Source organism: Streptomyces sp. NPDC049954, assembly GCF_040656295.1.
Lineage (GTDB): Bacteria > Actinomycetota > Actinomycetes > Streptomycetales > Streptomycetaceae > Streptomyces.
The window spans coordinates 220,275-239,987 of the sequence record NZ_JBFALS010000010.1 but is presented as its reverse complement, the minus strand read 5'-3'; the positions used below and the strand labels follow the sequence as shown (position 1 = coordinate 239,987).

Annotated in this window: 22 protein-coding genes; 12 read left to right on the top strand and 10 right to left on the bottom strand. The window is 69.9% G+C overall.

The features are described 5' to 3' along the window. Positions 1 to 15 precede the first annotated feature (15 nt). A complete protein-coding gene (locus AB0J21_RS24170; RefSeq protein ID WP_363148161.1) occupies positions 16 to 798 on the bottom strand; it encodes an SDR family oxidoreductase in 783 nt (260 codons plus the stop codon). Positions 799 to 956: 158 nt separating this feature from the next. Between AB0J21_RS24170 and AB0J21_RS24165 the strand changes: the two genes are divergently transcribed. Then, a complete protein-coding gene (locus AB0J21_RS24165; protein WP_363148160.1) occupies positions 957 to 1,877 on the top strand; it encodes a helix-turn-helix transcriptional regulator in 921 nt (306 codons plus the stop codon). Positions 1,878 to 2,002: 125 nt separating this feature from the next. Continuing rightward, entirely contained in the window at positions 2,003 to 2,227 is a 225-nt protein-coding gene (locus AB0J21_RS24160) for a hypothetical protein (protein WP_363148159.1), read from the top strand. 263 nt (positions 2,228 to 2,490) lie between these two features. Here the strand turns inward: AB0J21_RS24160 and AB0J21_RS24155 are convergent, their stop codons facing one another. Then, entirely contained in the window at positions 2,491 to 2,826 is a 336-nt protein-coding gene (locus AB0J21_RS24155; protein ID WP_363148158.1) for an EthD domain-containing protein, read from the bottom strand. Positions 2,827 to 2,968: 142 nt separating this feature from the next. Between AB0J21_RS24155 and AB0J21_RS24150 the strand changes: the two genes are divergently transcribed. Next, positions 2,969 to 3,337, top strand: coding sequence for a MerR family transcriptional regulator (locus AB0J21_RS24150; RefSeq protein WP_363148157.1), 369 nt, complete (start codon positions 2,969 to 2,971; stop codon positions 3,335 to 3,337). Positions 3,338 to 4,465: 1,128 nt separating this feature from the next. Here the strand turns inward: AB0J21_RS24150 and AB0J21_RS24145 are convergent. Further along, positions 4,466 to 5,026, bottom strand: coding sequence for a TetR family transcriptional regulator (locus tag AB0J21_RS24145; protein ID WP_363148156.1), 561 nt, complete (start codon positions 5,024 to 5,026; stop codon positions 4,466 to 4,468). 37 nt (positions 5,027 to 5,063) lie between these two features. On the opposite strand from AB0J21_RS24145, the gene AB0J21_RS24140 reads away from it, so the two are divergent. Beyond that, the gene (locus tag AB0J21_RS24140) at positions 5,064 to 6,107 is read left to right on the top strand and encodes an epoxide hydrolase family protein (protein ID WP_363148155.1); all 1,044 of its coding nucleotides are present in this window, start codon (positions 5,064 to 5,066) and stop codon (positions 6,105 to 6,107) included. 653 nt (positions 6,108 to 6,760) lie between these two features. Here AB0J21_RS24140 and AB0J21_RS24135 read toward each other — a convergent pair. Next, positions 6,761 to 7,399, bottom strand: a complete 639-nt coding sequence (locus tag AB0J21_RS24135; protein WP_363148154.1) for a helix-turn-helix domain-containing protein — start codon at positions 7,397 to 7,399, stop codon at positions 6,761 to 6,763. Between the two features lie 192 nt (positions 7,400 to 7,591). Between AB0J21_RS24135 and AB0J21_RS24130 the strand changes: the two genes are divergently transcribed. Further along, positions 7,592 to 8,554, top strand: coding sequence for a zinc-binding dehydrogenase (locus AB0J21_RS24130; protein WP_363148153.1), 963 nt, complete (start codon positions 7,592 to 7,594; stop codon positions 8,552 to 8,554). 228 nt (positions 8,555 to 8,782) lie between these two features. On the opposite strand, the gene AB0J21_RS24125 is transcribed toward AB0J21_RS24130, so the two are convergent. Both AB0J21_RS24125 and AB0J21_RS24120 read right to left on the bottom strand, forming a co-directional pair. After that, on the bottom strand, positions 8,783 to 8,932 hold the full coding sequence (locus tag AB0J21_RS24125; RefSeq protein WP_363148152.1) for a hypothetical protein: 150 nt from the start codon (positions 8,930 to 8,932) through the stop codon (positions 8,783 to 8,785). A 291-nt stretch (positions 8,933 to 9,223) separates the two neighbouring features. Then, complete coding sequence (locus tag AB0J21_RS24120; protein ID WP_363148151.1) at positions 9,224 to 9,643, bottom strand: helix-turn-helix domain-containing protein; 420 nt, start codon at positions 9,641 to 9,643, stop codon at positions 9,224 to 9,226. Here AB0J21_RS24120 and AB0J21_RS24115 point away from each other — a divergent pair. Together AB0J21_RS24115 and AB0J21_RS24110 are read left to right on the top strand one after the other, a co-directional pair. Next, the gene (locus AB0J21_RS24115; RefSeq protein ID WP_363148150.1) at positions 9,642 to 10,388 is read left to right on the top strand and encodes an LLM class flavin-dependent oxidoreductase; all 747 of its coding nucleotides are present in this window, start codon (positions 9,642 to 9,644) and stop codon (positions 10,386 to 10,388) included. The genes AB0J21_RS24120 and AB0J21_RS24115 overlap by 2 nt on opposite strands. A 184-nt stretch (positions 10,389 to 10,572) precedes the next feature. Next, positions 10,573 to 10,923, top strand: coding sequence for a DoxX family protein (locus tag AB0J21_RS24110; protein WP_363148149.1), 351 nt, complete (start codon positions 10,573 to 10,575; stop codon positions 10,921 to 10,923). Positions 10,924 to 11,138: 215 nt separating this feature from the next. On the opposite strand, the gene AB0J21_RS24105 is transcribed toward AB0J21_RS24110, so the two are convergent. After that, entirely contained in the window at positions 11,139 to 11,609 is a 471-nt protein-coding gene (locus tag AB0J21_RS24105; protein WP_363148148.1) for a MarR family transcriptional regulator, read from the bottom strand. An 83-nt stretch (positions 11,610 to 11,692) separates the two neighbouring features. Between AB0J21_RS24105 and AB0J21_RS24100 the strand changes: the two genes are divergently transcribed. Then, entirely contained in the window at positions 11,693 to 12,619 is a 927-nt protein-coding gene (locus AB0J21_RS24100; protein ID WP_363148147.1) for a zinc-binding alcohol dehydrogenase family protein, read from the top strand. Between the two features lie 71 nt (positions 12,620 to 12,690). On the opposite strand, the gene AB0J21_RS24095 is transcribed toward AB0J21_RS24100, so the two are convergent. Then, positions 12,691 to 13,515: a helix-turn-helix transcriptional regulator gene (locus AB0J21_RS24095; protein WP_363148146.1), complete on the bottom strand. Its 825-nt coding sequence runs from the start codon at positions 13,513 to 13,515 to the stop codon at positions 12,691 to 12,693. Between the two features lie 117 nt (positions 13,516 to 13,632). On the opposite strand from AB0J21_RS24095, the gene AB0J21_RS24090 reads away from it, so the two are divergent. Together AB0J21_RS24090 and AB0J21_RS24085 are read left to right on the top strand one after the other, a co-directional pair. After that, positions 13,633 to 14,697, top strand: coding sequence for an aldo/keto reductase (locus AB0J21_RS24090; protein ID WP_363148145.1), 1,065 nt, complete (start codon positions 13,633 to 13,635; stop codon positions 14,695 to 14,697). Between the two features lie 205 nt (positions 14,698 to 14,902). Further along, complete coding sequence (locus AB0J21_RS24085) at positions 14,903 to 15,286, top strand: peptidase inhibitor family I36 protein (RefSeq protein ID WP_363148144.1); 384 nt, start codon at positions 14,903 to 14,905, stop codon at positions 15,284 to 15,286. Positions 15,287 to 15,485: 199 nt separating this feature from the next. Here AB0J21_RS24085 and AB0J21_RS24080 read toward each other — a convergent pair whose 3' ends face one another. Together AB0J21_RS24080 and AB0J21_RS24075 are read right to left on the bottom strand one after the other, a co-directional pair. Further along, positions 15,486 to 16,355 (bottom strand): 3-hydroxybutyryl-CoA dehydrogenase, encoded by an 870-nt coding sequence (locus AB0J21_RS24080; RefSeq protein ID WP_363148143.1) that lies wholly within the window; start codon positions 16,353 to 16,355, stop codon positions 15,486 to 15,488. A gap of 302 nt (positions 16,356 to 16,657) precedes the next feature. Continuing rightward, positions 16,658 to 17,686, bottom strand: coding sequence for a DMT family transporter (locus tag AB0J21_RS24075; protein WP_363148142.1), 1,029 nt, complete (start codon positions 17,684 to 17,686; stop codon positions 16,658 to 16,660). Between AB0J21_RS24075 and AB0J21_RS24070 the strand changes: the two genes are divergently transcribed. Both AB0J21_RS24070 and AB0J21_RS24065 read left to right on the top strand, forming a co-directional pair. Then, positions 17,685 to 19,133, top strand: a complete 1,449-nt coding sequence (locus AB0J21_RS24070) for a PLP-dependent aminotransferase family protein (RefSeq protein ID WP_363148141.1) — start codon at positions 17,685 to 17,687, stop codon at positions 19,131 to 19,133. The genes AB0J21_RS24075 and AB0J21_RS24070 overlap by 2 nt on opposite strands. A 79-nt stretch (positions 19,134 to 19,212) precedes the next feature. Then, the gene (locus AB0J21_RS24065; protein ID WP_363148140.1) at positions 19,213 to 19,671 is read left to right on the top strand and encodes a GNAT family N-acetyltransferase; all 459 of its coding nucleotides are present in this window, start codon (positions 19,213 to 19,215) and stop codon (positions 19,669 to 19,671) included. The last annotated feature ends 42 nt before the right edge of the window (positions 19,672 to 19,713 follow it).

Sequence of the window (19,713 nt, the reverse complement as noted above, 5' to 3'; positions counted from 1 at the left end):
GTGGCTGCGGGCGGTTCAGATGATTCCGCCGTTGGCGCGGACGACCTGTCCGTTGATCCAGTGGCCGGCCGGGGAGGCCAGGAAGGCGACGACCTCGGCGATGTCGGCAGGGGTACCGAGGCGCTCCAGCGGGGGCTGGGCGGCCAGGCGGGCGATGGTCTCCTCGTCCTTGCCGTCCAGGAACAGGTCGGTGGCCGTGGGGCCGGGCGCGACGGTGTTGGCGGTGACGTCCCGGCCCCGCACCTCCCGGGCCAGGATCAGCGTCAGCGCCTCGACCGCGCCCTTGCTGGCGGCGTAGGCGCCGTAGCCCGGGAAGGCCAGCCCCACCACGGACGTGGAGAACGTCACGATCGCGCCGCCGGGCCGCACGCGACGGGCGGCCTGCTGGACGACGACGAACGTGCCGCGGATGTTGGTGCGGTGCAGGTCGTCCAGGACGGCCAGGTCCAGCTCGGCGACCGGCGCCAGGTGCATCCGCCCGGCCGCGTGCACGACGACGTCGACGCCGCCGAACTCTGCTTCGGCCGCGTCGAACAAGGCCGCGACCGCGCGTTCGTCGGCGACGTCCGCGCGCACGGCGATGGCCCGGCCACCGCCGGCGACGACCTCCTTCACGGCGGCTTCGGCCTCGTCCTGGTGGCCGGCGTAGCCGACCACGACGGCGTACCCGTCGGTGGCCAGCCGGCCTACGGTCCGGCGGCCGATGCCGCGCGAGCCGCCGGTGACGATCGCGACACGGGGTGAGGCGCAGGGCCGGGCCGGGGCATCGGTCCCGTCGAGAGAAGTGGGGGTGGGCATAGCTGACTCCTGTGGTGGATGAGGGTCGGGCCGCGGCCTCGCCGTCGCCCTACCGCGTCCTCCACAATCGGCCGGTCCGCCGTCCCCAGCCAGGGCTGCGTCTACCCAGGGGACGCCACCCCCTGGCTGCGCCCCAACGTGCGAGCGACCATGGAGGGGTGAACCTTCCCGAACTCGGTGCTTTCCTCAGGACACGCCGCGACCGCATCCGCCCCGCCGAGGTCGGTCTCCCCCAAGGCCCGCGCCGGCGCGTGCCCGGGCTGCGCCGCGAGGAAGTCGCGCAGCTGGCAGGGCTGTCAGCCGACTACTACACCGAGCTGGAACGCGGCAGCGCACACAACGGCGTGCAGCCCTCGGCCCAGACCCTGGCCGCCCTCGCCCGGGCGCTGCGCCTGAACGGCGACGAGCGCGACCACCTGTTCCACCTGGCCGAACGGCCGGTCCCCCCGTCGGCACACGGGCCATCGGCACACGTGCAGCCCGCGCTCCTCGGACTCCTGGACCGCCTGTCCAACACCCCCGCACGCGTTATCACCGACCTGCACGAAACCCTGGTGGAAAACGACTTGGCCCGGACCCTGCTCGGAACGTCCCCGGCACACCGCGGCCCGGCCGCGAGCTTCGTGTACCGCTGGTTCACCGACCCGCAGGCGCGCGAGATGTACCCGCCCGAGGACCACCCGCGCCACTCCCGGGTGTTCGTCGCCGACCTCCAGGCAGCGGCCTCCCGGCGCGGCCGGGACGCGGAGATCACGAAGATGATCGCCGTGCTACGCCGCCGCAGCCAGGAGTTCGCAGCCCTCTGGGACACCCACGACGTCGCGGTGCGCCGCATGGACCGCAAGAGGATCATCCATCCCATGCTCGGCGTCATCGAACTCGACTGTTACAACCTCCTGAGCGAGGACGGAAGGCAACGCCTGCTGTGGTTCACCGCCCCACCCGGAAGCCCAGGAGCGGAGCAGCTGGAACTGCTGTCCGTCGTAGGGACCCAGGAGCTGAGTGTCACGGAGGGCAGAGCACCGGAGAGGCCGTCCACGGCGGAAGCCGGAGCGCCGGGCGTTCACGCCGAACGCTGATCGGCGTGAAGTCAGGACCCCAGGGGCCTTGCCGATTGCCTTTGAGCCCACCTGGCGAGAGAGCGCAGGTGAAGGACCGATCCGATCTCCATCGAACCTCAAGGTACCGGCCCTCCTCGTCGTCGGTGACAAGGACCAGTACTGCACCACCGGCACCCGCACCCCCCAAGTCGATGCTGCACGAGGAACGGCCCTTCTACTCCAGCGAGGCCGTCGTCGTTCCTGGCAGTGGCCACGACGTGCAGCTGCACAAGAACGCGACTCAGACCAACGCGGCGATCCTCCAATGGGTCAAGGACGCCGTGTCCTGGCACGTATCGGCGTCAGGGCCAGCCGGCCGGGCTCCCTGAGAGGCGGCGGACGCCGCCTGTCGGGGGAGGACAACCGCGGACCCCGGTGGCCCAGTGGGCCCGCGTGACGAGACGCTCGGGCCGCCTTGGTCTCGCCGTCGTGGTCTGCCCACGTCCACTTCCGCGGGCGCGGGCAGACCAGCGCCTCCCGGCTCGGCTGAACACCACAAACGGCTCGTCCAGCACTCCGGAACCCTGATCGCCTGGCCTCCGTCCCGTCGATGACCCGCCGCATCGCCTGCGGCATAGAGCGCCCAAGGGGGTCAGACCACCACCCTTTCCTCGGTAACCATTACTGCCACCGAATTCATGTCAATGAACCTGCTCTCGTCCGGGTGCACGCACTCTTCGTAATTCTTGGACGCGAAGAAGGCGTTGTGATCCGCCCAGCTTTCAAACCAGATTTCAGTGAGTCCGTCGTAGGCGGGACTCGGATACCCCTCGGCGGGTACCGCGTGGGAGACGGTGTACTTCTTCACGTACTGCCGCGCTTCCGGGATGGAGGTGAACAACGGGGCATGGCGGTTTCGGTGATACTCAACGAATTCCTCGAAGGACATTCCATCGACACGGTTGATCATGAAAGCGAACTTGATCACGGACTACTCCCTTTCGTACTCGCGGACGCGAGAGGTCGGCAATAAGATGTCCTGGCGGCGGGTCGCGAGCCATGGTTAACCTAAACGCTCACATCGACGTCAAGGGCAAGTGGCTGTGACCCAGTGCACACGAGGGGTTGAGATGCGGATCGGTGAACTGTCCGCCCGGACAGGAGTGAGCCGTCGATCACTGCGCTATTACGAGGAGCAGGGCTTGTTGGTCAGCGCAAGATCCCCCAGCGGCCAGCGGTGGTACGACGATGATCACGTCCAGCGGGTGGCGCTGGTCCAGGGATTCCTGGCCGCCGGAATGTCCAGCAGAACCATCGCTCAGATGGTCCCCTGCATGACGGATCCCACCATGGACAGAGCTAGGGAAGCCTTGACCGTGATGAATCAGGAGCGAAATAGGCTTTCGTCCGCAATGGACAGCCTGGCCGCCGCCAGGGCAGCACTTGATCGCCTGATCGACGTAAACCGAAACTTTCTGGAAAATGCCGCGGACGACTAACCGTCGGGCTGCCGGAATCAACATCGTGTTTTCCGCCGGTGTATTACCTTGAACCCTCGCGACGCGCGCTCGAAATCGTTCCCTGTTGGACATCTTCCATGATCCACCGGGTTGGAGTCTGCAAAAGGACAAGTGGATTCGAGCGCGGGCATGGCCGGCGTCCAGGTGTCCGTAGCGTCCTCGGGCAGCGGCACCAGGTCTTCCACACGGTCCAGGGCCGGGGCGAGCAGGGTGGGTTGCGCCGATTCGCTCGGGCGTGGCCCAGCGGGTGCCGCTGCCGTCCGTCGTGCCCGAGCGCGCAGACCCCGTTTCCCGCGCGGCCCGCCGGTGAGCGTCTGCCGCCCTCGCCGCCGGGTGCCTTGGTGAGGGGAGTCGTCGGTAGTGATCTGATCGAGGGCGAGGCCGACGATCCGGCTGTAGGAGTGCAGTGCGTCTGGTTGAGCCGGGTGAAGATGTCGAACCGGATCCGTTCGTCGCGGCGGCTGTGGATCGTGTCGGGGATCGCTGGCGGGAGCAGCCGAATCGCAGGGGCCGCATCATCTTGTCGAAGACGATCCCGGTCGCTGATGCTTGGCTGGTGGCAGCCCCGTGGACGGCTCGGTACGTGGACGGGTCGGTCGGGCAGGAGTGCCGCGAACTGGTTCCAGAGGGGTTCGGTCAGCCCTCGGGGCAGTACGGGCACAGGTCTCCCAGGTGGTCGCAGGGCGTCGCAACTCCATGATCGCCAGGGCCTGTGCCTGTCTTGCTGCCGGGACGACGCCTGCTACGCCTGTCCGCAGGGCCTCTCACGCCGTAGCCCGGGCTTTGCGAGAGGGCATGCGCCTGATGGTGCTGGGCGTGGTGTGGACCGTCGCCGGTAGCCGGCGATCCGCTCTGGGCCAACTCTGCGACGCGTGGCCGAGGTCGAGGGCCCGGCACCGTCCCGTCGCAGATCTGCGGGTCCAGGCTGAGGCGGTATGGGCGGGTGAGGACTCCACCCTCATCGCGAAGTCTGCGCGGCCCCGCGGTGCTTGTGGCGGTTGGTCACGGCGCCAGTGCGGTGACCGCGATGGTCGGGCAGATGACGATGACGGGACGCGGTGCGGTGCCGACCGGAAGCGGAGGTTCAGTACTGCTTGCTGTCGTGCATCACCCGTCGGCGAGGCGTTGGATGCTGGCGCTCAGCCATGCCTGGAGTTCAGCGGGGTCGCCGAGTGCGGAACGCAGGACCCGGCGACGGGTCGAGACGCCGAGCACGAAGGCGTCGATCGCTGCGGCTCGGCTGCGGGCGTCCGCGTCGTCCAGGCCGCTGTCGCGAAGGTAGCGGTGAAGCGGCTCCAGCGAGTTCGTGTCGAGGAAGGAGGCCAGCGCCTCCGCCGCCTGCGGGCGTTCGCCGGACGCCCGTTGCAGGACGAGCAGCGGATCCTCCCCCGGTGCACCGAACCAGCGCTGGACGATGCTCGCCGCGAGGCGCGAACCCAGCGCGGAACGGTCGCCCTCGAAGGAGTGGGAGACCGGAATCTCCACCTGGGTTGCCGCCAGGAAAAGTCCGTCCTTGCCGCCGAAATAGCGCGTGATGAGATTGGGGGACACGCCGGCGGCGTCGGCCACGCCTTTGACCGTGATCGCCGTGTACCCGTGCTGCGCGAACTGGCGTTGTGCGTGCTCCAGAATCCGCTGCCTGGTGGCGGCCGCATTGCGCGAAGTCATGTGTACGAGCATACACATCATGTGTACGCTGATACACATGGACAACGAGATACGGGAACGGCTCCAGCGGACGCGGCGTGTCACGACCCCGTGGAGTGATGACGGAACGCGCGGCATCAGCGGCTCCCACCTCGACGCACTCCTCGAACGCTGGGCGAACGGGTACGACTGGGCTGTGCACGAGCGTCGCATCAGCGAGTTCCCTTGGGAGACGGTGCAGGCCGCCGATGGCACCGACCTGCGCGTGATCCACCAGCGGTCCGCGGACCCGGGCGCCCCGGTTGTCGTGCTGCTGCATGGCTGGCCGGACTCGGTGCTGCGGTTCGAGCGTGTCTTGCCCCTGCTCGCGGACCTGCACGTGGTGGTTCCCGCGCTGCCGGGCTTCCCCTTTGCGGCCCCGCTCACCGCTCCCGGGATGTCGGTCCACCGGATCGCTGCGATCGTCGCGGACGCTCTGGACGAGCTCGGTTACTCGCGTTACACAGTGTCCGGCGGGGACGTTGGTGGCACGGTCGCGGAACTCCTCGCGGCCGAACACCCGGACCGGGTGGCTGCCCTGCACCTCACGAACATTGCCCCGCAGCGGGCGCTCACGGCGGACCCGGCCGAGCTTGCACCCGACGCGGCGGCCTACCTCCGCCGAACAACCCAGTGGTTCCGAACCGAAGGCGGGTACATCGCGGAGCAGTCGACACGGCCGAACACCCTCGCCGTCGCCCTCGGCGACTCACCCGCAGGCCTCGCGGCATGGATCATCGAGAAACTGGAGTCCTGGTCCGACGAGTCGGCCTTCACTGCGGACGAGCTGCTCACCTGGGTCACCGCCTACTGGGTCACCGGCACGATCGGCACTTCCTTCACCACCTACGTCGAACCGGCCACCCTTCCCGACCGGATCGACACGCCGACCGTGCTCTCTGTGTTCCCGCGCGACATCAAACCGGAACCGCGAAGCTACGCCGAGGCGTTCCTGAACGTTTGTGACTACGTGGAACACCGCGCCGGCGGCCACTTCGCGGCCTGGGAACAGCCCGAGCCTTACGCCGACGACGTGCACCGTGCGGTCGGGCTGGGCGGCTGACAGGGAGCTTGCGGTGCTTTACCAGTGCGGATTCGAGGCCGAGAGAGAGGCAGCGCGGAGCCGGTGAGCGAGAAGGGGATTGGGGACGGCTTCCGTCTCCACGCTGAGGCTCCGAGGCCCAGCCGGGCGGCGGCGGAGCGCCGGCAAGTCCGCCCTGAACCGGCTGATGCGCGGCTACGCCGCGCGGTACGCCGATGCCGCGCACGCGGGATGATCTTGCAGCCCTGATCTCCTCGGATCCAGGTGCGGCGACGTGCGGCAGCACCGGATCGTCGATCACCGTGACGGGGACGACCGGCAGCTTCGCGCCCCGGCGGTCGGGGCCGGTCGGGGCCGGTTCGCCGGCGAGCATCCATCACCGCGTCGTCAGCGAGATCCGGTAGATCCGCGCGGAGGACTTCGCGATGCCCGCGCCGGCGAGGTAGCGATCGACGGCCGCGATGCACGACGCGGACGGACGGCCAGAAGCACGGCCCGAACGCGGGGCAACCGAAGCGCGCCCCTCCCGAGTTCGGTCATCGGTTCGCTCGCCACGCCGTCCCATCCGTCCGGTGTTTCCGCAGTAGACGAGTACACCCCCGGACCAGAGGCCGGAAGCCCCGCCGCAGGTCGCGATGATCAGCGCAGGGACTCTGCCGCAGTAGAACCGGCGTTTACCGCGGCAAGCCGTGCGGTGCTGCCGATGCCAGCCGAGCCGCCGGCGGCAGTGGCGCGTGCTGGGGGCAGGCTTCGAACGCCTGGATCACCAACCCTGCGAAGCGTCGGGAGGCCATGACCCGGGTGGCGGTGGATGTGGCGTGGATCCCCTTGTTGGCCATGAGTACGAGAATCAGGTCGTCCAGGACGAAGTCGGACCGCAGATGCCCTGCGTCCTTGGCTCGCCGGGCCAGTCCGGCGACTGCTTTCAACGTGTACTCACGGCCTGCTGCGACATCCGTCACCCCCGTGAAGGCCGACAGGAAGGCTTCGGTGAAGCCCCGATCGCGGGCGTGCAGCTCACAGATCTTCTCGATCACCAGGCACAGGCCACGCCACGGATCAGGATCTGCGCACCCTTCGTCGACAATGGCGCGGCAGGCGTGCAGCTGGTCCGCGAAGGCATCAGCGACCAGCGTCTGCTTGGTCGGGAAGTGACGGTACAAGGTGGCAGGTCCCACCCCGGCACGCCGCGCGATCACCCGCATCGGCACGTCCAGGCCGTCAGCGGAGAAGAGCGCTCGGGCCGCGTCGAGGATGCGTTCCCGATTGTCCAGCGCGTCGGAACGCAGGGTATGAGGCAAACGGTCGGTCACCACTCTCACTTTACCTAAACGGACGGTGGCGTCCGTTAGCGTCCGGAACGTAGAAGCTCGCCAAGACCATCGGGGCGCGCAGCGGTGGGACCGATCCTCGGTCGCGTTGTGAAGCCCCCCGGCCAAGCGGCGATGGGTGGCGGGCATGGAGCTGGATCGTGCTTGAGCGGTCCGAGAACATGGGAGACGACGTTGAAGGCCATCGCGATCCAGACGTACGGAGGTCCTGAAGGCCTGGCTGTGGTCGACCTGCCGGTACCCGCGCCTGCTGCCGGGCAGGTGCTGATCGGCACCGAGGCGGTGGGCGTCGGTGGTGTCGACACCGTGATCCGGAGCGGGGCTCTGGCCGCCTACGGCTTCAAGGAGGGCCACATCCCGGGTGGCGAGGTGGCGGGCACCGTGACCGCAGTCGGCGACGGCGTCGACGCCTCGTGGATCGGCCGGCGGGTGTGGGGCTTCACCGGCACCGGCGGAGGCTACGTGGAACAGGCCCTCGCGCCGGTCGAGGAGATCCTTCCCCTGCCCAGTGGCCTGTCCGCCGTCGACGCGGTGACGCTCGGCAGTTCCGGTGTTGTGGCCCATTTCGGGCTTCGCCACGCCCATTTCGCTCCCGGGGAGACGGTTTTGGTGCGTGGTGCGGCCGGCAGTATCGGGATCATGACCGTGCAGCTCGCCGCTCGCGGTGGTGCCGCCGCGGTGGCGGTCACGACATCGTCGGCCGAGCGCGGCGAGCGGCTGCGCCGCCTCGGCGCGACCCACGTGCTGGGGCGCTCCGGCGACGGAGGGGAGGAGGCTCCCGCAGGCTATGACGTCATCATCGACGTGGTGGCCGGTGAGGACATGCCGTCGTTCTTCGACAGGCTCAACCCGAACGGCCGCATGGTGGCCGTGGGCGCTGTCGCAGGTCAACCGCCCGCAGATTTCGGCACGAAGCTCATGGCGGCGTTCCAGAAGTCGATGTCCTTCGCCACTTTCAGCTCAGCCACCGTCACCCGGGCCGACCGACATGCCGTGCGCAGCGAGCAGTTCGCCGCAGCCGGTCGCGGCGAGATCGAAACGGTGGTGCACGAGCTGCTGCCACTGGACGGAGCGGTGCTGGCGCACCAGAAGATGGACGCGGGCGAGGTCTTCGGCAGGATCGTTCTGACACCGTAGCCTCCGTGCTCCCCATCCGTGCGGGTGTCCTTCTCGTCGTGCACCGTGGGACGGGGCCGGTACTGACTTCGGCACTGCCTCGCCTGTATGGCCGGTGCACACGAGGAAGAAGCCTCCGTGGCGGTTAAGCGGCCTGGCCGAGGCCGGCGGCCATGGTCCCGGGCGCCGGTGAGCTTGGGGTTCGGTGAGCTTCGGTTCGTTGGCGGACGGCGGGCCGAAACGGCACCGTCACTCCACCCAGTACGCGGTCCGGGCCACGAGCCCCATCAGGGAACGCTCCGGAGCCCTCGCCTTGATCTCCTGCTCCAGCCGCTGACGGAGGAACTCGGCGTCGAAACCGGCGCTCCCGCCCGCGCCGGCACCGCGAAGAAGTGCCACAGCTGCACGCCCTTGCGGCCGCCCCTGGCGAACTCCTCACGCTTTGACGGCAGATATCAGGCGTAGGCGCGCCCAGCCGGCCGGTGGCACACCGCACCCGCTGCGGGACCTGGACGCGGCCGGGTTCGACGACAAGGAGGACGGCGCGGAGGGGTGACAGCGGTGGAGCGATCCTCTGGACGAGTGGCAGCGGTGTAGTGCCGGGACCGGCGGCACGGGCTCAAACCGGCTCTCCCACACGCCAGTTGACGCCACATCAGACAAACGCCCAGATTGGCCGAAGGGCGCAGCCTAGGCATCTTTCGCCTCAGCCGCCTCATGAAAGGTGACGATCGCTTCACCGTTGGATCTCGCCCATTCGGTCAGCTTCGTGATGGGCTCCTCAAGCGTGCGTCCCAGCTCGGTCAAGCTGTATTCCACACGTGGTGGCGCTTCGGCGTACACGCGCCGCTCGACCAGCCCGTTGTCCTGGAGCCGGCGCAACGTCTGCGTCAGTACCTTGCGCGAGACGCCTCCGATCAGCTCGACCAGCTCGCCGTGCCGCAGGGGGCCGTCGCTCAGCGCGAAGAGCGTCACCACGGCCCATTTGCTGGCAATGATCTCGATGGCCAGGCGGGCGGGGCAGTCGGCGAGGAAGACCGATCCGGGACGGAGGCTCACGGCCTGAAGGATACCTTCAGGTACCTGTCGGCTGCCTAACGCCGAAGACATGCAGCGCACCACCCCGATGGGCGCCGGGGCCGGACTCGGCATCTTCTCTCTCGCCGGCACAGTCCCGGGTGACGCCGGCTCGCAACGCGTCCGCGACATCGTGGACGGCGGCGTCCTCGCGGACCGGCCAGGGCCCGACGTGTTCGGTGCCGGCGAACACCACACACCCCGGTTCGCTGCGCCCTCGCCCGCAGTCGTCCTCGCCGCCAGAACCTCCTCCCGCGCCCTGACCGGCTCCGTCTCGGTCCTCGGCGTGCTCGACCCCGTCCGTCTCTACCAGGACTTCGCGCAGCTCGGCCCGGTCTCGGACGGGCGTACCGAGATCACGGCCGTCCGCAGCGCCTACACCGAGCCGTTCGACGTCTTCGGCGTCGACATGGAGCACGGTGTGGCCGGCCGCCTCCTCGTCGGTGAGACCTCGCAGGGAGCCCGCGAGCCCATCCCTACTGCCGCGTGCATGTCGCGCAGGGCCGAGGTGCCCACCTCGACCGTTCGGCCGTCGAGGCGATGGCCGGCCCCGACGCCAACCGGTTCGTCGGACACGTCGATCTCGGCGGTCTGCCGCACGAGCGCTCTGGCGCTCTGGAGTCCATGGAGAAGTTCGCGTCCGACGCCGCAACCCCGGTTTGCGGAGCGGTTCCGGGTGAACCGTCAGCTCAGCCGGAACGTGGCGGGGGCTGTCCACCACCCCGCACCCGCAGGCACGCCCGGACGTGCGCGTGCGTGCGACTTCACCTGCCAGTAGACCCACGCTCACGCTGAGGAAGCATCCATGTCCAATCCGACCGCCGATGTCCTTGCCCGACACGACGGACGGTCCTGGGACCGCGTCGCCGTGCAGCCCGGAAGGACCTGACCCGCGAAGCGGAGCACGACCAGGTCATCCGATGTGCAACTACTCCACGCCGTCGAACAGTTGAGGTCTCACCATGTTCATCACCTATGCCATCGTCGCCGCACTCATGTCGGTGGTGCTTCTGGCCTCGGCCGGTGCCAAATTCACCCGGCCGAAGAGGCTCGTCGACCAGATGTCCACCCTTGGCCTGCCCTACGGGATGTTGCCGTTCCTGGGCGTCGCTCAGATCGCCGGCGCGGGCGGCCTCATCATCGGACTCTGGCGGAGCCCTCTCGGAATCGCCGCCGCCGTCGGCCTGACGCTTTACTTCACCGGCGCCGTCGCCGCACACCTACGGGCTGGCGACTACAAGGGCGCACCCCCGGCAGCCGTCCTCACGATCGTCGCCCTCGTCCTCATCACATCGCGCGCGGCCACCCTCTGACCGCCCGTCGATACCTGAGGGCGAAGTGGAGAATCCCGACACCGCCGCAGCCTCGCACCGTGCCCGGCTCCGGAACAGTGGCCGTCACCTCTGCGGCGGGTGATCTTGGGTGTGATGCCGCAGGGCCGGTGGACATGGCGCCACTTGTCGAAGTCGTAGCCGCGACCGGCCCCCGGTCCTCCACGCCGGGCGGGCGTCGTTGGGCGGGCCCAGGCTCAGGGCCTGCCCCGCGCCGGGCGCTCGGGACGCGGAGGCGCCGACAGAGGCGGAGTGAGGAGCGGATCGAGCAGCTGGGCGAGTTGCTCGCGCTGTTCCGGGGCGAGCCGGCCGGTGGCCGGCGCGAGGGCGTCCCGGCACTCCTCGTACAGGCGCTGGGCGAGGTCGCGTCCGGCGTCGGTGATCACGACGATGACGGCGCGCTTGTCCTCGGGGCTGGTGGCGCGTGTCAGCAGCCCCCGCCGTTCGGCGCGGGCGATAAGGCCGGACAGGGTCGACTTGTCCAGGCCCAGGAAGGCCGCGAGGTCGCTCATGCGGGGGCATCGGTCGCGCAGGATGCCGAGAACGCGCAGCTGGGTGAGGGACAGGTCGTGCTCGGCGCCGATGCGGGTGAGCACGCCCATGACCTGGAAGGCGCTGCGGACCAGGCCGTCGGTCAGGTCGTCCGTGGAGTCGTCGGGAACCGCCATGCCCGCCACCCTACTTGACATTGTTTGCATCACCAATGACTCTCATGGTGATTGGGAATGCAAATCAATCATGGGAGTTCCACATGCATGCTGCGGTCATCACGGGATACGACGCGCCGCCCGTCTACGGCGAACAGCCCGAACCCATGGCCCAGGGCGAGCACGAGATCGTCGTGGACGTCCTCGCGGCGGGCCTGCACCACCTGAGCAGGGCCAAGGCGGACGGCACCCACTACTCCGCCGCAGGCGTCTTCCCGCTGGTGCCCGGCGTGGACGGCGTCGTGCGCGACCCCTCGGGCCGCCTGCGTTACGCAGTCCTGGACGACACGAACCTCGGCACCTTCGCCGAGCGCACCGTGATCGACACACGCCGAAGCGTCGTCCTGCCCGACGACGTGGATCCCGTCCGGATCGCCGCCGCGATGAACCCGGGCATGTCCTCCTGGGTCGCGCTGCGCCGCCGCATCACCTTCCGTGAGGGGCAGCGCGTTCTCATCCTCGGCGCCACTGGCAGCGCCGGACGCATGGCCATCCAGATCGCCAGGCGGTTCGGCGCCGCTCAAGTCTTCGCCGCCGGCCGGGACACCACCCGCCTGATGGAACTGCCCGGCCTCGGCGCGGACCAGGCGCTCACCTTCGACGAAGTCGCCGCCGCAGCCGACGTCGACGTCGTCCTCGACTTCGTGTGGGGCGCCCCCGCCGCCGGCGCCATGCTTCCGATGCTCACCGCCCGTGCCGACCGCTCCGCCCCGCTCACCTGGGTCCAGATCGGCTCCATGGCGGGCGAGTCCGCCCCCATCCCTTCCTCGGCGCTGCGTGCGGCCCGGCTGCAGATCGTGGGCAGCGGCATCGGCTCGGTCTCTCCCCGCGACTTCATCGCCGAACTGCCCGAGCTGGTGAAAGCGGTGACCGAGGACGCCATCGGTGTCCAGGCCCGTGCCGTGCCGCTGGCCCGGGTCGCGCGGGCGTGGTCCGAGAGGACCAGCGAGCGCCTGGTCTTCGTGCCCTGAGCCTTCGGCCGACCTGCCGCCTCACGTGTTCCAGCTGCCGGGCGCGAAGGGACGGTTCGGCGTCGACGTGCTCACAACCGGTCCAGCGCCGACTGGCTCTCATCGTCCGCGGCGCGGCAGATCATCAACCGCTGATCCGGATTCTGGAGGGGCACGAGGACTTCGAAGTGCACGGCGATCACACCGGCCCCCGGATGCCGCATCACCTTCTGTCCGCGGCCGCTGATCCTGATGTCCTGCTCGGCCCACAACCGCGCGAAGTCCTCATTGTGGGTGGTGCATTCAGTGATGAGGTCGGTCAATGCCTGATCCTTCGGGTGCGCGGCCCACGCTGCGCGCAGGTGGGCGATTCCCTCCCGCACGACGCGTTCGCGGTCGACATAGAGCGCGCGTGTTTCCGGGTGCACCAGGCACAGCCACATCGCATTGCGCTGCGACGGCGGAAGGCTGTCGAAATCCAGCAGCAGCTTCGCCATCTCACTGTTCCAGGCGAGGATGTCGTAGCGGTGGTTCATCAGCATGGCCGGCAGCGGTGACAAGTCGGCGACCAGCAGGGCCAGCGGCGGCGCTGCGGCGGTGGCGGGCGTATCGGCGTCGCGGGGGCGCTGCTGGGTCAGGTTGAAGAGGTAGGCGCGTTCGCCGGCGGTCAGGCGCAGCGCCCGGGACAGCGCCTCCACCACGTTTGCTGAGGGCCGCAGCCCGCGGGCCTGTTCCAGCCGCACGATGTAGTCGATGCTGACTCCGGCCAGTTCGGCGACCTCTTCGCGGCGCAGTCCCGGGGTGCGTCGGGCCTGCTGACGCGACGGCAGGTCGAAATCGAGCGGGTCCAGGCGTTCGCGCCGGGTCCGCAGGAACGCGGCCAGCTCCTGTGTCGTGTCCACGGTGCGGGTCGTCATGCTCGATTCAACAGCCTGGGTAGGACTGGTGTTCCCAGGAACTGTTCTCCCTTATTACCGGCTCGCGGTGATCACAGAGTTGTTCCCGACAACGGTTCACAAGCACAGGAGGACACGATGTCGCTCACCCTGGACACCTACCGGCTGCTGGGCCGCTCCGGGCTGCGGGTCTCGCCGCTGGCGCTGGGCGCGGCGACCTTCGGCACCGAGTGGGGCTGGGGCGCCGAGCAGGACGAGGCGCGCAAGCTGTTCGACCATTACGTCGAGCGTGGCGGCAACTTCATCGACACCGCCAACACCTACACCAATGGCAGCTCCGAGCGCCTGCTGGGCGAATTCACCCGCGACAACCGCGAACGCCTGGTGCTGGCAACGAAATACAGCACGCTGCGCCGGCCCGGAGACCCGAATTCCGGGGGCCCTCACCGCAAGAGCCTGTTCGCGTCGGTGGAAGCCAGTCTGCGACAGCTGAACACGGACTACATCGACCTGCTCTACCTGCACGTCTGGGATTTCACGACACCGGTCGAGGAGATCCTGCGCGGCCTGGACGATCTGGTCCGGCAGGGCAAGATCCTGTATGTCGCCATCTCCAACGCTCCGGCCTGGCAGGTGTCGCGCATGCAGGCGATCGCCGATCTGCGCGGCTGGTCGCCGCTGGTCGGCCTGCAGATCGAGTACAACCTGATCGAGCGTACCGGGGAACGTGACCTGATCCCCATGGCGCGTGAGATGGGGTTGGGCGTAGTGCCGTACTCGCCCCTGGCCGGCGGGGTGCTCACCGGTAAGTACAGCCGTGACGACCTGACCGCGACGAACGCCGCGGTCGACGACGGCACCCGTAAGAACTTCACCATCACCAACGGCGGGCTCACCGAACGCAACCTGGACATCGCCGATGTCGTGAAGGAGGTCGCCACCGAGCTGGGCCGCACAACCGCCCAGGTCGGGCTGGCCTGGACCTTGCAGAACCCGGATGTGACGGCGTCTCTCATCGGCGCCCGCACTCTCGCGCAACTGGAGGACAATCTGGGCGCCCTGGAGGTCGACTTCACAGCCCCTCAACTCGACCGCCTCAATGAGGCCGGCGCGATCGGACTCGGCTTCCCGCACGACATGCTCGCCAGCGACAGAATGCGCGCGGTGACCCGTGGCGACATGAAGCTCGAAACGCGCCGCTGATACCCGACAGGCCCCGGGGGCAGCAGTACCGCCGTCCCCGCAGCGATCATCGGCACACCTCGGCGGGCCGACTACGAGATACGTGCCGATCCACCACCTCGGCCTGCTCCCACTCACGCCCGGGCCCCACGTCTTCCGACGTAGTGATATCTGGACGCGGCGACCATGACCGCGCTTCCACGGACAACAACGGCAAAGGACACTGATGAAACTGACAGTCAAAACCGCGGCAGTGGGAACGGTCCTCGCAGCCACCGCCGTACTGGCGGGTCCGGGAACCGCATCGGCCGACGCACCCATGGGCAGCCTCTGTATGGCAGGCAATGTCTGCCTCTACGACGGCCACAACAACACTGGGGACGTCCTGCAGCTCGGTGCGGCGGACAACCGCAACATCGGCCCGGCGTGGAACGACCGGGCCGGCTCACTGTGGAACCGCACCGACCGCTTTGTGTGCGTCTGGACCGATGAGAACTTCCGCGGCGACTATTGGGGCATCGGGCCGGGTAAGACGCAGGAACTCCTGTTCTCCTTCGACAATACGGTGACCAGCATCGAGGTCCACTACGGCGAAGGCTGCGGGGGCTGAACCGATAGAGCCTGCCCACCCGATCATGTGACTGCCTGACTTCTGGCTCGTTGTCCTGCGGGTCTCCGGCGGTTGCGGCCTGTGAGGAAACAGTCGCGAGCCGTCGCCACGCAGGCCCCGGGGTCACACGCGGCCCTGACCTCGGGAAACGTGCCCTGGTGGGCCCGGCGGCGTAAGCGCGGGCCCACCGGGGGAGCGCTCAGTAGGCGTAGAAGCCCGAGCCTGACTTGCGGCCCAGGCGCCCCGCCTCGACCATGCGCTGGAGCAGCGGCGGGGCCGCGTACAGGGGCTCCTTGTACTCCGCGTACATCCCCTCCGCGATGGAGACGATCGTGTCCAGGCCGATGAGGTCCGACAGCTTGAGCGGGCCCATCGGGTGGGCACAGCCCAGTTCCATGCCGTTGTCGATGTCCTCACGGCTCGCGATGCCCGACTCGAACATCCGCACCGCCGACAGCAGGTAGGGGACGAGCAGCGCGTTCACCACGAAGCCCGAGCGGTCCTGGGCCCGGATCGCGTGCTTGCCGAGGACCTTCTCGACCCACACGTGGGCGCGGCTGATGGTGCCCTCCGAGGTGGTGAGCGCCGGGATCAGCTCCACGAGCCTCTGCACGGGCGCCGGGTTGAAGAAGTGGATGCCGATGACGTGGTCGGGCCGGGACGTCGCCACGGCCAGCTTCACCAGCGGGATCGAGGAGGTGTTGGAGGCGAGGATCGCGTCCTGACGGGTCACGACCTGGTCGAGGACCTGGAAGATCTCGGTCTTGACCTGCTCGTTCTCCACGACCGCCTCGATCACCAGATCGCGGTCGGCGAACTCGCCGAGATCGGTCGTGAAGGTCAGCCGGGACTGCGCCGCGGCCAGCTCGTCGGCGCTGATCTTGCCGCGCTCGGCGGCCTTCGCGAGGGAGTTGTGCAGCCGGGTGCGGCCCAGTTCCAAGGCCTCGCCGGTGGTCTCGGCCACCTTGACGTCGAGACCGGCGCGGGCGCAGACCTCCGCGATACCCGCTCCCATCTGGCCGCAGCCCACCACTCCGACGCGTGCCACATCGGCCTTGAAGTCCGTCACCTCGTGCCTCTCGCAGATCCGAAGAACCCCTCGCGGGGCAGCTCTCGGCGCCCCCGACGCCACCACCCCGGCCAGAACGTTACCTCCGGTGAGCGGGAGCGGGGCCCGCCGGGGCAGCCGAGCGGTCCGGCGCGCACCGGCCCCGCCCGGGGCCCGTGAGGGCCCGCGACCGGAACCGGACAGGGCGCTTCGTACGCGGGACCGGCCGGAGCGTCCCCGGCGCGGAAGTCCCGGGACACTCCTTACCCTGCCCGTCCGCGACTCACCGACGCCCGGAACACGGGTGGCATGCGTCACGGACCTCACCGACCGGGGCGGGTCTCGCTGTGCGGCTGTGGCGTGGCCCCCGACAAGCGGGAAGCCCGGTGCTCAACGCCGGGGCCTCCTCCCGCCCGCTGCGTCACCGCGATGCAGCCGAGGACCGCCACGGCGGCCACCGGGGCGGCGGCGGGCAGGTCCTCGCCGAGCAGTGTCACCGACCACACCAGCGTCAGCAGCGGCTGCGCGAGCTGGAGCTGACTGGCGCGGGGCACCCCGATCGCCGCCATGCCCCGGTACCAGACGTACAGCCCGAAGAAGGTCGAACCGGCCGCGACCCACACGAGCCCGGCCAGGCCCTGCGCGCTCCACCGCACCGGCTCGAAGAACGGCGCGACCACCACGCCCGCGAGGGACAAGGGCAGGCACAGCACCAGCGCCCAGCCCGTCACCTGCCAGCCCGGAAGCAGCGCCGTCAGCCGCCCGCCCTCGGTGTACCCGGCCGCGCACACCAGCAGCGCCCCGAACAGGTAGAGGTCCCCGGCCGACAGCGACCCGCCGCCCTGCGCCACCGTGAACGCGCCGACCACCGCAGCGCCCGCGAGCGCCGCGCACCAGAACACGCGGGGCGGCCACGTCCCGGAACGCAGCGCCGACAGTACGGCCGTGGTCAGCGGCAGCAGGCCCACCACGACGGCGGCGTGCGCGGTGGTCGAGGTCCCGAGGGCCAGGGTCGTCAGCAGCGGAAAGCCGATCACCACCCCGCCCGCGACCACCGCGAGCCCCGGCCAGTGCGCCCGGTCGGGGACCGGGACCCGCCGGGCCAGCAGGAAACCGCCCGCGATCACCGTCGCCAGCAACGAACGCGCCGCGACCAGCGACCACGGCCCGAAACTCTCCAGCCCCCACGCCGTCCCGGGGAAGGTGAGGGAGAAGCACAGGACGCCGAGGACCGCGAGCACCGATCCGCCGCGTCGCCCGGCCCGCCGGCCGGTCCTGGGAAGGCCGGACCCGCACGCATCCGCGCCGACCGCTATCGATCCCGCTCCAGTAGCGCTATTCTCGTCTGTCATGCAACAGCGTAGCAGTGCGGGTGAGTTGGCGGAGGAGCTGCGCAGAGAGTTCGAGCGCTACTCTCCAGGTGGAAAGCTGCCGTCGAGCCGGGCGCTGGTCGAGCGGTACCGTGTCAGTCCCGTCACCGTCTCCCGCGCCCTCGCGAGGCTCACCGCGCAGGGACTCGTCGTCACCCGGCCCGGGGCCGGCGCCTACCGGGCGGCCCCCGCCGCGACTCCACCGCGCGCCGGGGACACCTCGTGGCAGCAGATCGCGCTGAGCGCCGAGGCCGCCCAGGGGCTGCCCCGTTCGGTGGACGCGGGCGGGGTGCTCGCCACGCTCGCCGAACCACCTCTCGGCGTCATCGAGTTCAACGGCGGATACCCGCACCCCTCGCTCCAGCCCCTGCAACCGCTGTCCGCCGCACTGGCCCGCGCGGGCAGGCGTCCTGGCGCGTGGGGCCGCCCGCCCGTGGAGGGCCTGCCCGAACTGCGGGACTGGTTCGCCCGGGACATCGGCGCGGCCGGCGAAGGCAGCGGCATCACGGCGGCCGAGGTGCTCGTCACCGCCGGCGGGCAGTCCGCGCTCACCACCGCCCTGCGCGCCCTCGCCCCGCCCGGCGCCCCCGTCCTGGTCGAGACCCCCACCTACCCGGGGCTGCTCGCGGTGGCCCGCGCCGCCGGGCAGCGCCCCGTCCCGGTGCCCACCGACGGCGACGGGGTGCGGCCCGAACTGCTCGAAGCGGCCCTCCGGGGCAGCGGCGCCCGGGTGTTCGTGTGCCAGCCGCTGTTCCACAACCCCACCGGTGCGGTGCTCGGCGCCGGACGACGCCGCGAGGTGATCGCCGTCGCGCGGGCCGCCGGGGCCTTCGTCGTCGAGGACGACTTCGCCCGCAGGCTCCCCCACGAGGACGCGGGGGAACTGCCCGCCCCGCTCGTCGCGGACGACCCCGACGGAGTCGTCGTCCATGTCAGCTCCCTCACCAAGGCCACCTCCTCAAGCCTGCGGGTCGGTGCCCTCGTGGCGCGCGGCCCCGTCCTCGAACGACTGCGCGCCGTCCAGGTGGTGGACCACTTCTTCGTGTCCCGGCCGCTCCAGGAGGCGGCACTCGAACTCGTCGGCTCCCCGGCCTGGCCGCGCCACCTGCGGGCCCTCTCCGCGCGGCTGCGGGAACGCCGCGGCGCGCTCGCCGGAGCACTGGAACGCCTGCTGCCCGGCATCGCGCCGGCCACCCTGCCGCGCGGCGGCTACCACGCCTGGCTCACCCTCCCCGAGGACGTACCCGAGACAGCCCTCCACGCCGCCGCCCTGCGCGAGGGCGTGGCGCTCGCCCCGGGCCGCCCGTACCACCCGGCCGAACCCGGGGCCGGCCATGTCAGGATCAGCTTCGCGGGGGTCGCCGACCCGGCCGAGATCGCCGAGGGCGTCCGGCGCACGGCACGGGCCTTCGCTGCGGTACGCGGATGACGGCGGCGCCGTGCCGTACGGCCCGTGCCGCGAGAAAACGCCTCGACGGCGCGGCCGGTCACCTGCGAATCTCCCCTCCATGAACCCGTACCAGGCGGCGCAGCCCGCCCCCGTGACCCTGCCCTCGGGCCACCTCGTGTCCACCGATCCGGCACGCCTGGATCTCGGCCTGGTGCACCACTGGCTGTCCACCGACGCCTACTGGGCGCTCGGCCGCAGCCCGGAGAAACAGCGGCTGGCGGTCGAGGGGTCCCTCAACTTCGGTGCGTACGACGGCGTCTCGGGGGAGCAGGTGGCGTACGCCCGGGTCGTCACGGACCGGGCCACCTTCGCGTGGCTGTGCGACGTCTACGTCGACCCGGGCGTACGCGGAAAAGGTTTGGGCACCGCCTTCGTCGGCGCCGTACGCGATCACGTCTCCCGGTTCGGGGTCCGCAGGATCACCCTCGCCACGAACGACGCACACGAGGTGTACCGGCGCGTCGGCTTCACCGAACTGCCGGACGCCCACAAGTGGATGGTGCTCACCACCGGCTGAGGCGACAGGACGGCGGGACGGGGCCGGCCGCCGGGCCTTCGC